This window comes from Psychroserpens sp. BH13MA-6, from assembly GCF_052983595.1.
This window is the reverse complement of record NZ_JBRJGE010000001.1, coordinates 562,535-577,044: the sequence shown is the minus strand read 5'-3', so window position 1 is coordinate 577,044 and position 14,510 is coordinate 562,535. Positions and strand designations below refer to the sequence as shown.

The 14,510-nt window shown below is 37.0% G+C and carries 16 protein-coding genes; 7 read left to right on the top strand and 9 right to left on the bottom strand.

Translation table 11 applies throughout. The features are described 5' to 3' along the window. Positions 1 to 66: 66 nt before the first annotated feature. Positions 67 to 687: a thioredoxin family protein gene (locus tag ACU8DI_RS02515; RefSeq protein WP_447111157.1), complete on the top strand. Its 621-nt coding sequence runs from the start codon at positions 67 to 69 to the stop codon at positions 685 to 687. Here the strand turns inward: ACU8DI_RS02515 and ACU8DI_RS02510 are convergent. From ACU8DI_RS02510 to ACU8DI_RS02480, 7 genes are all read right to left on the bottom strand, one after another. Then, a complete protein-coding gene (locus ACU8DI_RS02510; RefSeq protein ID WP_447111156.1) occupies positions 684 to 1,442 on the bottom strand; it encodes an energy transducer TonB family protein in 759 nt (252 codons plus the stop codon). The genes ACU8DI_RS02515 and ACU8DI_RS02510 overlap by 4 nt on opposite strands. Before the next feature lie 87 nt (positions 1,443 to 1,529). Continuing rightward, the gene (gene truB, locus ACU8DI_RS02505; RefSeq protein ID WP_447111155.1) at positions 1,530 to 2,225 is read right to left on the bottom strand and encodes a tRNA pseudouridine(55) synthase TruB; all 696 of its coding nucleotides are present in this window, start codon (positions 2,223 to 2,225) and stop codon (positions 1,530 to 1,532) included. 5 nt (positions 2,226 to 2,230) lie between these two features. Next, positions 2,231 to 3,037, bottom strand: coding sequence for an undecaprenyl-diphosphate phosphatase (locus ACU8DI_RS02500; protein ID WP_447111154.1), 807 nt, complete (start codon positions 3,035 to 3,037; stop codon positions 2,231 to 2,233). A 63-nt stretch (positions 3,038 to 3,100) separates the two neighbouring features. Further along, positions 3,101 to 3,370, bottom strand: a complete 270-nt coding sequence (locus tag ACU8DI_RS02495) for a DUF3098 domain-containing protein (protein WP_447111153.1) — start codon at positions 3,368 to 3,370, stop codon at positions 3,101 to 3,103. Positions 3,371 to 3,674: 304 nt separating this feature from the next. Then, positions 3,675 to 4,331 carry a hypothetical protein gene (locus ACU8DI_RS02490; RefSeq protein WP_447111152.1) on the bottom strand — a complete coding sequence of 219 codons (657 nt, stop codon included), beginning with the start codon at positions 4,329 to 4,331 and terminating at the stop codon, positions 3,675 to 3,677. A gap of 13 nt (positions 4,332 to 4,344) precedes the next feature. Continuing rightward, positions 4,345 to 5,223, bottom strand: coding sequence for a cell division protein FtsX (locus tag ACU8DI_RS02485; RefSeq protein WP_447111151.1), 879 nt, complete (start codon positions 5,221 to 5,223; stop codon positions 4,345 to 4,347). Between the two features lie 44 nt (positions 5,224 to 5,267). Next, entirely contained in the window at positions 5,268 to 5,960 is a 693-nt protein-coding gene (locus ACU8DI_RS02480; protein WP_447111150.1) for a hypothetical protein, read from the bottom strand. Positions 5,961 to 6,089: 129 nt separating this feature from the next. On the opposite strand from ACU8DI_RS02480, the gene leuS reads away from it, so the two are divergent. The 6 genes from leuS (at position 6,090) to ACU8DI_RS02450 (ending at position 12,431) form a co-directional block, all read left to right on the top strand. Continuing rightward, positions 6,090 to 8,909 (top strand): leucine--tRNA ligase, encoded by a 2,820-nt coding sequence (gene leuS, locus ACU8DI_RS02475; protein ID WP_447111149.1) that lies wholly within the window; start codon positions 6,090 to 6,092, stop codon positions 8,907 to 8,909. Position 8,910: 1 nt separating this feature from the next. Further along, positions 8,911 to 9,216 carry a DUF6370 family protein gene (locus ACU8DI_RS02470; RefSeq protein ID WP_447111148.1) on the top strand — a complete coding sequence of 102 codons (306 nt, stop codon included), beginning with the start codon at positions 8,911 to 8,913 and terminating at the stop codon, positions 9,214 to 9,216. Positions 9,217 to 9,218: 2 nt separating this feature from the next. Beyond that, positions 9,219 to 9,575 carry a hypothetical protein gene (locus ACU8DI_RS02465; protein ID WP_447111147.1) on the top strand — a complete coding sequence of 119 codons (357 nt, stop codon included), beginning with the start codon at positions 9,219 to 9,221 and terminating at the stop codon, positions 9,573 to 9,575. 154 nt (positions 9,576 to 9,729) lie between these two features. Further along, positions 9,730 to 10,827, top strand: a complete 1,098-nt coding sequence (gene ald / locus ACU8DI_RS02460) for an alanine dehydrogenase (RefSeq protein WP_447111146.1) — start codon at positions 9,730 to 9,732, stop codon at positions 10,825 to 10,827. An 85-nt stretch (positions 10,828 to 10,912) separates the two neighbouring features. Continuing rightward, a complete protein-coding gene (locus ACU8DI_RS02455; protein ID WP_447111563.1) occupies positions 10,913 to 11,608 on the top strand; it encodes a zinc metallopeptidase in 696 nt (231 codons plus the stop codon). 97 nt (positions 11,609 to 11,705) lie between these two features. Continuing rightward, positions 11,706 to 12,431: a Bax inhibitor-1/YccA family protein gene (locus tag ACU8DI_RS02450; protein WP_447111145.1), complete on the top strand. Its 726-nt coding sequence runs from the start codon at positions 11,706 to 11,708 to the stop codon at positions 12,429 to 12,431. 57 nt (positions 12,432 to 12,488) lie between these two features. Here ACU8DI_RS02450 and ACU8DI_RS02445 read toward each other — a convergent pair whose 3' ends face one another. Together ACU8DI_RS02445 and ACU8DI_RS02440 are read right to left on the bottom strand one after the other, a co-directional pair. Further along, the gene (locus ACU8DI_RS02445) at positions 12,489 to 13,163 is read right to left on the bottom strand and encodes a response regulator (RefSeq protein WP_447111144.1); all 675 of its coding nucleotides are present in this window, start codon (positions 13,161 to 13,163) and stop codon (positions 12,489 to 12,491) included. Next, the gene (locus ACU8DI_RS02440) at positions 13,153 to 13,959 is read right to left on the bottom strand and encodes a sensor histidine kinase (RefSeq protein WP_447111143.1); all 807 of its coding nucleotides are present in this window, start codon (positions 13,957 to 13,959) and stop codon (positions 13,153 to 13,155) included. The genes ACU8DI_RS02445 and ACU8DI_RS02440 overlap by 11 nt, the downstream gene beginning before the upstream one ends. Positions 13,960 to 14,510: the final 551 nt, after the last annotated feature.

The window sequence follows — 14,510 nt, the reverse complement described above, 5'->3', positions numbered from 1 at the left end:
TGTTTGAATATTAAATGTAGTAAGTTTTTAGTAAATATTTCGTCTTAATTTGCAAAACTAAATCTTATGACCATTTTGAAGGATCTGTCAATTACTCAAATCATAAATGAAAGCTTAGAAAAGGCAATTTCGTATCCAGAATACCGCCAATTAGTTCGCGAATTAGTGGCTCAAAACACGACGACAGGTCTCCAAAAAACGGAAGCCTATATTGGCTACACGAAACTCAACGATCGACGTATGAAGCGTTGGGATAAAACCGTAGAGATTCCAGAAAAATTCAAAGAGAGATTGTCCCATTTCAAAAGAAACATGACCTGGTTAGTAATTACGGAGAGTTGGTGTGGTGATGCGGCTCATTTGATTCCAGTGCTAAATAAAATAACAGAACTTACCGATAACATAGACTTGAAATTGGTATTTAGGGATGAGAACGAGAAGTTGATGGATCAATTTTTGACTAATGGTGCAAAAGCAATTGCCAAGGTGATTATGATTGATGATGCAACAGGAGAAGTTGTCAATACCTACGGACCACGACCAAGTAAAGCCACGCATTTAGTCGATCGCTACAAAGCCGAACATGGTAAACTAACACCAGAGTTTAAAGAAACGCTACAAGTGTGGTATAACAAAGACAAAGGTCAAAATATTATAAGCGATATGATGGACCTGCTAGAACTTTAATTTTTGCCTTGAAAGTAATAGGTGATGGAACCAATTTGACTTTGACGTTGCGCTTTCGAGAAGCGTGCGTTTTGTGCATACTCTAAAGCATGGTCAATTAGACATTGATTCTTTGAGGATGAAGACGAGTTGATATAAGTATCAGTGACCACGCCATTTTCATTAACGGTGATATTCACAACAATTTTACCATTTTCCTCACATAAATATACAGGTGGTGGTAAACTTACTTTATTCCGATTTGACAATGAAAAAGAAACACTGCTGCTAGCATTTCCCTCTATATTTTTATCATCTTTCTTGCTGGAATGCATCGCTAAAATATCGTTGGTTTTATTGAAGGTTTTACGCTCTTCTTCATTCAAAGCATAGCGTTTTGAGGAGTTTAAAGGACCATTTGAAGTGAGCAGGTCATCCGGGTTTTCAGACGATTCTTCTTCAGGTGTTTGACGGTCTTCAGAAGACTCTCTAGTATCGTTAGCATTCACCGCCTTAAAATTACGCATCATTTCCTTGAACTCTTTATCTTCATTAAAGGCCTGATTTGTTTTAGGCGATGCGTTTTCTAATTCTTCCAACGCTTTTATACGCTCCAACTCTTTTAGTTCTTCCTCTGTTTGAGGCTCAACTTCATAGTAACTTTCAGCGATAAATTCTGTTTTTTTCTTAATATGAAGACTGAATAATCCAAGAACAATGGTGCCTGCAATTAAGGAAGTAAGTAATAATGCTTTATGTTTTTCAACAAAATTCAAGTAGGTAAAATTTTAAAATAGTTGTTAGTATATATACGTCAAGATACACAAAATGGATTAAATGCACACCGAAAATGGGCTTTCCACCTAATTTTGACGACTTAAAGAAGCAATAAATTCTATCGGTGAAACAGCGTCTTTTACATCGTAATCACCAATTTTTGTACGCCTTAAGACCGACAAATGAGCACCAGATTGCAGTGCTTTTCCAAAATCATGAGCTAATGACCTTATATAAGTTCCTTTGCTACAAACAACTTTGAAATCTAGTTGATGGCCATCAATTTTTGTGATTTTAAATTCAGATATTTCAACCATTCTTGGCTTAACTTCAACGTCTTCTCCGGCTCTCGCATATTCATAAAGTCGTTTTCCATCCTTTTTTAAGGCAGAGAAAACGGGAGGCAATTGCGATAGGGTTCCTAAAAATTTCTTGGCGGTCTCATGAATTAAGGCTTCAGAAATGTGATTGGTAGGATAGGTTTGATCAATCTCACTTTCAAGATCATACGATGGTGTGGTGCTTCCCAGAACAAACGTACCAGTGTAAGTTTTATCCTGTCCTTGAAATGTATTGATTTGCTTTGTCATTTTACCTGTGCAAATTATCAAAAGCCCTGTGGCTAAAGGGTCGAGAGTGCCAGCATGTCCTACTTTTATTTTTTTAATGTTGAAGGCTTGTCTGATTTCCCAGCGCAGTTTATTAACGGCTTGAAAGGATGTCCATGTCAAAGGTTTATCAATGAGTATAACCTGTCCCGATTTAAAGTCTTCACCCGTCATTATGGTTAGTTTAATATTGAAAAGATGATAGCGATGATGCCGACCACAATACAATAGAATGCAAAATAGGATAACTTACTTTTTTTAACCAATGAAATCATCCATGTACAAGCAAAAAGCCCTGAGACAAAGGCAGCTATAAATCCAACACCTAAAACGCTAAAGTCAACACCCTCATTGGAAAGGTCTCCACTCAAAACATCTTTAGCAATTTTCCCGAAGATTAGTGGTACAACCATTAAAAACGAAAAACGTGCCGCTTTGGTTTTGTCATTCCCCAAAAGGACGGAGGTAGATATGGTAGCACCAGATCTTGAAATTCCAGGCAGCATAGCAATGGCTTGTGATACACCAATTACAAATGCATTTGAAAAACTCACTTTCTTGTTAGTATCTTTAGCTCTATCGGCCAAAAATAAAAGGGCTGCCGTTACAATGAGCATGCAACCTACAAGAAGGATATTTCCGCTAAAAAGTTGTTCGAGTTCTTCCTCAAAAAAAAGACCAACAATCACAGCTGGAATCATTGAAATTATAATTTTTGAAAGGAATTGAAGGTCCTCATTCCATTCAAATTTTAAGATACCCTTGATAATATCAAGAATGTCTTTTCTGAAAACAACAATGGTACTTAACGCCGTTGCAAAATGCAGGACAACGGTAAACAGCAGACCGTTTTGATCATCTTTTGGCACAAGCTGATCATTTTGCAAAATAACTTTGCCCAATTCAATATGTCCACTAGAAGACACTGGTAAGAACTCTGTGAGTCCTTGAATAATTCCTAAAACGATTGAATCGATGATATCCATGCGGCAAAAATATCAAAATAGAATTTGTGACCTACAAAAAGCTTGAATTTTGTTACTGCCAACTTATTTTTTTGGCTTCGTATTTTTATTAGGATTTAAAAGAATGGCATATACTTGAATGCCGAATCCTATAAGAATTAAAGTCGGTGCCAATCTGATGCGTCTCCAACTAAAGATAGATGGATCAAAGACATTAGGATCGTCACTTCCACCACCAGACATTAAAATAAAACCAAGGGCTATACATCCTAAGCCTATTAACATGAACTTGTAGTTTTTCTTTCCGAAGATAAATTCACCTTTAGCCGTTTCTTTTCGTTTTTGTTCTCCCATAATGCATTTAAAACTCTGCAATTAAAATCTCATCGTCAATCGCCAATACTGCCATAAGCGTTGAGAATCTTAAAACAGACTGTGGTAGGTGCAAAGTAACAGTTTTATTTAAAACTTTTACGTTAAGAGAATGTAAATTTAGTCTAAGGTTACATCCTCGATTCAATCAAAACGGTGCCTATCGTTTATTTTCAAGTAAAAGATAGCGAGACTATTTTTATAAATCGGTACGTATTAATATCGAAATAACCTCACCTGATAGGCAATATGACCCTTGATGTTTTAAGATGTATAGGTTCATATGTTAGAGTTTTTTCTTGGATTTACCATCCGTAAAAACCAAGGTGCCTAAAATGGATTCTAGTTCTGCCAATTGCGCCTCTGTTTTGTAAGACAAAACAACTAAAAGACAAAAATCTTTTGTGATGGTTGCCATAAATTGTTGTTGATATTCATTGTCTAAATAATTTCCAGTGGCATTTAACACGTCGAATGTATGCGGCCCTATTTGCTTCCGCTCCATGTCAAAGTCGAAATCATAATTAACTTGTGTTTGCTTCATGATTTTTTGTGCTTCAATAAGGTAATCTTTACCAGAGGTAACCATGGGCGCATTTTTGACATTTTCTGCAATAAGGCTAAAAGATGGATTGTAATCAATGAATGTACCTTCAGGATATTTATAAGCCATGAACAAACTAGCATTATTAATTTCCGATGCTTTCAATGCTTTTTTTAGATTGTCATCATTCACTAATTCACGTCCCAACTCTGAAATTTCATCCATTTGTTGCTTTGATTGCACATTCCAAGACGGATCGTATTCTAGGCGAAGATTAAAGTAATTATTCGTGTAGACACCATTATTAGCAGTGCCATAATCGAAATTCTCCGGAACCTTTGGTTCATCGTTGCAAGAAAGTGCCGTTAATGCAATAAAAAGTAAGACAAATTGTTTCAAAATATTTGGGATTTTAATAATATAACTGATCGGTTTTTAAGTTGAGAAAACGCTGTGTTGCGATGAACGTACTAATCCACGTAATGATAATGCCTAATAGAAATACACCAACAAACAGTACAGCAATCCATATTTGATTTTGCATCAGTTCTAATTCAGGGAACGTACGATTCAGATAATACAATAAAAAGCCCATACCAATAAGAGCTACAATAGCACCAATAACACCCAGCTGAATACTTTTTAAGACAAAAGGTTTTCTAATAAAGCGCTTCGTGGCACCCACCATTTGCATGGTTTTGATAATAAAGCGTTTGGAATAGACTGCGAGCCGAATAGAACTATTAATTAATAAAACAGCTATAAGCGTAAAAATAGCACTGAGCACAAGTACCCAAAAGGTGATTTTTTTAACATTATTATTCATGATCTCAACCAGATCATTGTCATAGGTGATATCTTCGATAAATTGTTTATTAGCCAATTCTGCAGTGATATTATCGAGTGTTTCGTTGGTAACATAATCTGCTTTTAAATGCACATCAATCGAGTTTTGTAAGGGATTGGCTCCTAAAAATTCCATAAAGTCTTCTCCGATATCAGATTTGACGATTTGAGCGGCTTCTTCCTTGGATACGTATTTAGCATCCTTAGTGTATTCCGCCATGGCTAAACTTTTTTGCAGTTGACTCACTTCTACCTCTTTGGCAGAATCATTCAGGTAAATGGTCACTACCACTTGCTCTCTAAAATGATCGGCTACTTTTTTCGCATTGAGTACTAAAAGGCCTAAACAGCCAAGTAATAGTAGTACCAATGCAATACTAATCACTACGGAAAAGTATGAGGATATTAATTTGCGTTTTTGGTATCTTTCAAAAGATGTACTCATAAATAAGGCATTGATGGTGTAAAAATAGCAAAAGAAAATGCAACTTAAGCAATTGCAGCAATCAATCTAATCAAAGCAATAATGGCAATAACTACTGTGATGGCAATGTACTTATTTGATGACGATTTCGACTTCGACAAACAGGCATCATAACGCTGCTGTTGTTCCTCATTAAAACGGATGGATTTCATCTTATCCAAGAGTCCGTTAAAAAAAGTAAACTCCACAGAACTCGAAGCCTTATATTGCTTTAATTCTTCACATATAGACAACGCATGATCAATGATATTATTTTTCTTTGAAATGATATTCGGATGTTCCACTTCGAATATCGCTTTATTAGGATAATTGAGTACGGAATTGGCCAAACTTCCACTCACTTGAATGATGACTTCCAAATCCTTGTTACCATCAATAGATTGCTGGAGTTCTTTTGAAAGTTGCTCAGCTGCTTCTAATCGCGGAATGAGCACAGCTACAAGTCGCTCTTTAGTCTCAGCATTACAAATCCATGGTGAATTAATAACTTTCACTACTTTGGATTCGCTTTTCTGACCCAAATGCGTGTTGTAAATACTCACAAAGGCATCGTAATATTTCGGACTTATCCAATCGATAAATGCTTCGCTAAAAGTGTCTTTAGACGGCAGTTTAGCAAAGGTGTTGATGTCATGTTCCTTAATGAGTTTGTGCAAGGATTCATGTGCTGAAAGTTGAGTTTCGAAATCTGATGTCATATGCCTAATTTGTTTCGCGGACGAAGATAATTAAAATAAGATAGTGTGCGTGATAACTTTCTTGTTCACATAAACTTTTAAATGTCTAGTATTACCGTTAAATTTGCCCTTTAAATTTGCAGAGCAATCATGAGTTACCATTTTAATGAGATTGAAGCCAAATGGCAAGACTATTGGGCAAAAGAACAGACTTTTAAGGCTGAAAATCATAGTGACAAACCAAAGTACTATGTGCTAGATATGTTCCCTTACCCAAGTGGTGCAGGCTTGCACGTTGGTCATCCATTAGGCTATATAGCGAGCGATATCTATGCACGTTATAAGCGTCATAAAGGATTTAATGTCTTGCATCCACAAGGCTATGATAGTTTTGGGTTGCCTGCAGAGCAGTATGCGATTCAAACAGGACAGCATCCCGCCATTACTACTGAAACGAATATTAAGACCTATCGTCGTCAATTGGATCAAATTGGATTTTCATTTGATTGGAGTCGTGAGGTACGAACAAGTAATCCTGAATATTACAAATGGACCCAGTGGATTTTCATTCAATTGTATGAATCCTACTTCTGCGAGGATTCACAAATGGCGCGACCTATTGATGAACTGGTGACTGTTTTTGAAGCCGAAGGAAATCATCACATTAATGCAGCATGTGATGATGGGATTGACCTATTCTCTGCAGAGGATTGGAAGGGTTTTACTTCGGAAGAACAACAAGAAATTTTACTGAAATATCGACTCACTTATTTGGCTGAAACTGAAGTGAATTGGTGTCCTGCGTTAGGAACAGTCCTGGCTAATGACGAAATTGTCAATGGCGTGTCTGAACGTGGAGGTCATCCTGTGGTTCGTAAAAAAATGACCCAATGGAGCATGCGTATTTCCGCTTATGCAGAACGTTTGCTGCAAGGGTTAGAGACAATCGACTGGACAGATTCATTAAAGGAAAGTCAGCGTAATTGGATCGGAAAATCTGTTGGTGCTAGTGTGACTTTTAATGTCAAAGATCACAACGAAACCATCGAAGTGTTTACAACACGACCAGATACGATTTTTGGAGTGTCTTTCATGACATTGGCTCCAGAACACGAGTTGGTTTCAACAATCACTACAGACGATCAAAAAGCGACTGTTGAAGCCTATATAGCAGCTACAGCAAAACGTAGTGAACGTGATCGTATGGCCGATGTTAAAACTATTTCAGGTGCGTTTACAGGTGCGTATGCTGAACATCCATTTACCAAAGAACCCATTCCTATTTGGATTGGCGACTATGTGTTGGCAGGCTATGGAACAGGAGCAGTGATGTCAGTACCATGTGGTGACCAACGTGATTATGATTTTGCCAAGCATTTCGATATTCCTATTCCGAACATTTTTGAAGGCGTAGATATTTCCGAAGAAGCCTTCTCAGATAAGGAAAAAACAATCATAGCGAATAGTGATTTCCTAAATGGCATGAGTTATAAGAAAGCCACCAAACGTGCTATTTATGAATTGGAACAAATAGGGCAAGGGGAAGGAAAAACAAATTATAGGTTACGAGATGCCGTATTTTCACGCCAGCGTTATTGGGGCGAACCCTTTCCAGTCTATTATGTGAATGGCATGCCGCAGATGATTGATAAACAGAATTTACCTGTTGTATTGCCAGAGGTTGAAAAATATTTACCTACGGAAGAAGGAGAGCCACCTCTAGGACGTGCCGATATTTGGGCTTGGGATACCCAAAAAAATGAAGTCGTAGCTAATGCGTTCATCGATGAGAAAACGGTATTTCCTTTAGAATTGAATACCATGCCAGGTTGGGCAGGAAGTTCTTGGTATTTCTTTAGATATATGGAAGAAGCTGCAAAGCGAGGTGATGTATTTGCGAGTGAAGACGCGTTAAAGTATTGGGAGAATGTCGATTTGTATATTGGTGGTAGTGAACATGCTACTGGTCATTTGCTCTACGCGCGATTTTGGACGAAGTTTTTAAAAGATCGCGGTTTTGTGACTGTTGACGAACCTTTTAAGAAGTTGATCAACCAAGGAATGATTTTGGGGACGAGTGCCATTGTTTATAGAGTGTCAGGTACAAATAAATATGTTTCCAAAGGACTGAAAAATGACTATAACACAGAAGAAATTAGAGTTGATGTCAATTTAGTAGATGCTTCTGATGAGATAAATGTAGACGCTTTAAAAGAGTGGCAACCACAATTTAAGGATGCCGATTTTATTCTGGAAGATGGAAAGTATGAAGTTGGTCGTGAGGTTGAAAAAATGTCTAAACGTTGGTACAACGTCGTGAATCCAGATCAAATTTGCGAGCAATATGGTGCCGATAGTTTACGTCTCTATGAAATGTTTCTAGGACCTTTAGAACAAGCGAAACCTTGGAATACGGCTGGTATTACGGGTGTGCATGGCTTTCTAAAAAAACTTTGGAAATTGTATGTGGATGATAGCGGTTTGAAAGTCACTGATGACGAGCCTACCAAAGACCAATTGAAAACCTTACATAAAACCATCAAAAAAGTAGAAGAGGATATCGAGAATTTCTCGTTTAATACTTCTGTCTCAACCTTTATGATTGCGGTGAATGAACTCACTGCTCAAAAGTGTACAAGTCAGGATATTCTAGAACCTTTATTGATTTTAATTTCGCCATATGCGCCTCATATTGCTGAAGAACTTTGGAACCGTTTGGGTCATTCAGAATCTATAGCTACCGCTACTTTTCCTACATTTGAAGAAAAGCATTTGGTGGAAAGCACGAAAAACTATCCCATCTCTTTTAATGGTAAAATGCGTTTTACCTTAGAGTTACCAATGGATATGTCTAAGGATGATATCGAGAAAACGGTAATGGCGCACGAGAAGACCATGGCACAATTGCAAGGTCGTGCACCTAAAAAAGTGATTGTAGTGCCTGGAAAAATTGTCAATATTGTTGGGTAATATGAAATTCAGCCTCATTGTTATTTTCGTTTTTTTAGTAACCGCTTGTCATAGCTCTAAACATGAAACACAAGCAGTAGAAGTTTCCTGTGGTCAATGTCAGTTTGGCTTAACAAGTCAGAAGGGTTGTGATCTTGCAATACGAATAGACGAGAACGCTTATTTCGTAGATGGTGCAGACATCGATGATTTTGGTGATGCCCATGACAAGGATTCTGGGTTTTGTGAAGTCATTAGAAAGGCGGAGGTTTCAGGATCCTTGGAAGGTGATCGGTTTAAAATAGAAACTATAGCACTAACAGAGTAAACATGTTACGAATCAAGAAATATGATAAATTGCTGTTGTTCTTTTTTGCAGCTGTAGTCATTGGTTCGTTTTTAACATGGGCTTTTGAAGAGCGTTTCGACCCAGAACTTTGGCGCTCAAATCCGACATTGCGCTATAAAATGGCAGACGATATTATTGAAAACAGATTACTTATTGGCAAAACGAAAGAGGAAATAAAGCGTCTTTTGGGATTTCCAAGTAAATCGGCATTTGAAGGCAAGGATAATGTTGTGTATAGGATGGGAAGAGCGCCCAGTTTTTTTGAGCCACAAACACAACTTTTAGTGATTGTCTTTGAAAACAATCATGTCAAGGAAGTCTTTCAGACAGAGGAATAGTTCACTTCAAAATAGGTCATGAAAATCAAAATTTCAGAAAATCGGCCTATGAAAAATGCGAATTCCGTAAAAATTATCAAGTAGTTTAGAAGGCGAAAGTTTTCTTTAAAATTTCATTGTATTTTTCTTAGGGTAAACCATTAATAATAGCATTATGATTATCGGTGTTCCCAAAGAAATTAAAAATAATGAGAGCCGTGTCGGTATGACACCATCTGGCGTTTTTGAACTTACCCGAAATAACCATCAAGTTTACATACAATCATCCGCAGGCGAAGGCAGCGGATTTTTTGATTCTGATTATGAAGCGGTTGGTGCGCAAATTGTCAAGAACATCGAGGATGTTTATAGCTTAAGCGATATGATTGTAAAAGTCAAGGAACCCATTGTCGAAGAATATCCGCTCATTAAAAAAAATCAAATTGTCTTTACTTATTTTCATTTTGCCTCTAGTGAAGCTCTTACCCTCGCAATGATGAAAAGTCATGCTATTTGTATTGCCTATGAAACTGTAGAAGATCCAGATGGTAGTTTGCCTTTATTGACACCAATGTCTGAAGTAGCAGGAAGGATGGCCATTCAACAAGGAGCTAAATACTTGGAAAAACCAATTAAAGGGCGTGGTGTACTTTTGGGCGGAGTACCCGGAGTGCCTCCTGGGAAAGTATTGGTTTTGGGTGCTGGTGTCGTGGGCATTCAAGCTGCAAAAATGGCGGCTGGACTTGGGGCACATGTCACGATTATGGATATAAATATGAAGCGCTTAAGACATGTTAATGATATTATGCCAAGCCATGTTATTACCGAGTTTTCTAGTGAATTTAATATCCGAAAACGCATACAGACTCATGATTTAATTATTGGAGGTGTTTTAATTAAAGGAGGAAAAGCACCAAAGCTCATTACGGCAGATATGTTAAAACTTATGCGACCAGGAACCGTAGTCGTAGATGTTGCTGTAGATCAAGGAGGTTGTTTCGAGACGACTAAAGCTACGACCCATCAAGATCCTACCTATATCATTGATGATATTGTACATTATTGCGTGGCTAATATGCCCGGAGCAGTGCCCTATACATCCACAATGGCATTGACCAATGTTACCTTGCCATATGTTTTGAAATTAGCGAACAAAGGTTGGGAGGTGGCCTGTCAGGAGGATCCAGTTTTGGACAAAGGCCTTAATATTGTTCATGGAGAGATTGTTTATAAGGGCATTGCTGAAGCTTTTGGTTGGGAATTAAGTTCTTAGCGACTGACATTTTTTCCTGCATCTAAGTTGGCTTACTTTTTGCTATCTTTAGTTGAACAATTTAATTCGAATAATTATGAATGGAATGATGGGATACTACATTTTGATTGGAGCAATAGCTCTAGTAAGCTGGTTAGTGAGTAATCAATTGAAACGAAAATTTGCGAAATATTCCAAAGTGCAATTACGCAATGGTATGAGTGGTCGTGAGATTGCTGAAAAAATGTTATCTGATAATGGGATTAGTGATGTCGAGGTTATTTCAGTGAGAGGACAGCTAACAGATCATTATAATCCAAAAAATAAAACAGTTAATTTAAGTGAAGCCGTTTACAATCAAAGAAATGCGGCGGCCGCAGCTGTGGCAGCTCATGAGTGCGGACACGCGGTACAACATGCACAGGCCTATAGTGCTTTAAAAATGCGCTCAGCCTTAGTACCAGTTGTTTCTGTGACTTCTGGAATGTCACAATGGTTAGTCATTGGTGGTCTTATTTTGGGAGCCGCTGCTAATGTTGGGTTTGGATTTTGGATTGCTGTGGCAGGATTGGTATTTATGGGTGCTGCAACCTTATTTAGTTTTATCACCTTGCCAGTGGAATATGATGCCAGTAATAGAGCTTTAGCTTGGTTAAAAAATAAGAATATGGTTACTCCAGAAGAGTATAAGGGTTCTGAGGATGCCCTAAAATGGGCAGCCCGAACTTATTTAGTTGCCGCTATTGGAGCATTAGCCTCTTTGTTATATTGGGCCTTACAAGTTTTTGGAAGTAGAGACTAAACGTATATCCATGTAAAATATCGAAACCGAATAACATTATGGTGTTAATTCGGTTTTGTTTTATTATTTTCGACTTTACTAAATTAATTTTATACTTATGGATAACTCAACGGAAAGTCCTTTTGATCAATTCGAAGGCAAAGTTTTGATAAATAGTCTCACCACGGAAGAACGCGTGGCATTTTATAAAAAAACCTATGCGCATGTCGCTGGAGGTGTGCTTGTTTTTATTGTATTTGAATGGTTGCTATTGCAAAGTGATGCCATTGTGGAATTTTCATTATCCATGTTGCAAGGTTGGCGATGGCTTATTATGCTAGGCGGATTTATGTTCGTCACCAATTATGCAGAAAGTACAGCTTTACGAACCAAAGACAAGAATAAGCAATATTTGGCTTATGGATTGTATATTTTGGCAGAAGCGTTCATTTTTGTGCCCTTACTTTGGATTGCGATTTTTTATATGGATTCAGGGACAGAGATGTTAAATCAGGCTGCCATAGTCACCTTGGCGTTGTTTACAGGTTTGTCGGCAGTTGTTTTTGTAACTAAAAAGGACTTTTCCTTTATGAAAACTGGACTCACAATAGGTTTCTTTATCGCACTCGGATTGATAGTCGCAGGATCCTTATTCGGCTTTAATCTTGGCTTATGGTTTTCGGTAGGGATGTGTTTATTAGCTGGCGGATCCATTTTGTATCAAACCTCTAACTTAGTACATAAATACTCTGAAGATGAATATATTCCGGCATCACTTGGATTATTTGCCTCTTTGATGTTACTGTTTTGGTATGTCCTTCAGATATTCATGTCGAGAGACTAGAATCTTAATGAAAAAAATATGACAAAAAAGCATTCTGAAAGGAATGCTTTTTTGGTATTAAAACTTCTCTTCGAGGTTGACTAATTTATTCTGAATGGCATAAACGACCAATCCTGCCAAATTTTTGGATTCGGTTTTGAGTAAAAGGTTATTGCGATGTCCATCGACAGTTCGCGGACTGATAAACAGTTTTTCGGCAATTTCATTCGTAGTGTATTGTTTGCAAATGAGTTCCAAGACTTCTTTTTCCCGTTTGGTGAAATAGGTGGTATCGAAAGCCGATTTCTTGGGGTCATTATTGTTTAATAAACCCTCATGGATAAACCTCATGACCTGCTCATCATAATAAAACCCCTTTTCAGATACCTCATTAATTGTAGTCAACATGAGTTTTGGGGTACTATTTTTTGCCAAATAAGCAACGGCACCAATTGAAATCATATTGATGATAAAGGGTTTACTAAAATAGCTGGTTAAGGCAATGATTTTGATGTCTGGAAACTCTTTTCGAATAAGTTTGGTGGTTTCTACGCCATTGAGTCCAGGCATTTTTAGGTCGGTAATTACAATTTCGGGAATAGTGGATGCCGTCCGTAATTGCGCCATGAGATCGTTACCATCTTCGGCATCAAATAAGATGTTTAAATGTTTCTCTTTATTCAAAATTGAGATGAGTCCTTGCCGAAATAGCAATTCGTCATCGGCAATGGCTATCGTTATTTTAGTATCCATAAGATTGACAATTGATGGTGAATTTACTTCCTGTTTTCTTAGAGCTTTCAACAAAAAGCTGTCCGTTTAATATAGCAACTCTGCTCTTAATGTTTTGTAACCCAATACCAGATTTTTTCTTGTCATCGGTCACATCAAAGCCAATACCATTATCTTTGAATTTTAGAACAAAGCCTTGTTGCTCTTTTATGAGTTCCATTTTTAGCATATCGGCTTTCCCATGTCTTAAGGCGTTATTAATAAGTTCTTGAGCAATTCTAAAAATATGTAGCTCACTGCTTTTATCCAATTGATCCAAAGTTTCGATGTGATGACTTATACGAATTGAGGTATTCGAAGTAAACTCATCAAATAATTCTTCCAAGGCCACTTTCAATCCAAATTTATCTAATATAGGCGGCATAAGTTCATGGGCAATTTTCCTAGAGCTTTCCAAGGTTCTCGTCGTAATATCCAAAATGTGTTTTAAAGCTTCTTTTTGCTCATCGCCTATAGTTTTATCATCAATCAAAACGTTTGTTGTTAAGCTAACCACATTTAGTTTGGAGCTTATGGCATCATGTAAATCTTGCGCTATTCTATGGCGTTCTTCCTCTTGCACTTTAATAGTGGTTTGCAATATTTTTTTTTGATGATCAAGTTTGATATTAACTTTTTCAACTTCTTTTTGTATAATTTTTTTTCTCGAATAGTAAAAAAACAGAATGAGTCCTAGAGTCACTAGCACTAAAAAAATAATCCCGTAGACTAAAGCTCCTATGATTTGCTCTTGACTGGCAAAATTGATGTCTTCCATTCCATTAAGATAAGTAACATGTAAATTACGTATAAAACTTTATTTATGAACCATATATCCTTGACAGCTCTGTTGTTTGTGTAAATGGATAAGTAATCTCCTAAAATAAAAATGAGCGTACTCGTAGTAATGTAAATTAAAATCCCAGCGTTGATATACATAAACCGATTGGGTTCGTTTAATGAATTGTAAAGATGAATAATTGAGTAAACGACCAATGGCAACGATGTGATAAAAATTTCGGTTAAGTTAAACCGATATAAGAGTTCAGGATTGCTTATATATTTGAAAGCTAAAATGGCCATAATGACACCAAGCACAATCATCAAATATTTTTTTTGCTTTGGCTTAAACAATGATTTGTAGAAAAATGTCAGAAATAAAAACTGACTGATAAAATAGACATGGGATAAAAACAAATTATTGATTCTTAACTTATTCAATATAAAAGCAGTTAAAGATGTAAGTAGTGAAATAACTAAATACCAAGAAAAAAACTTATAAGCCATGGTTTTTTTTAAGGTACCATAGCTTATAAGGTATAGAACTGT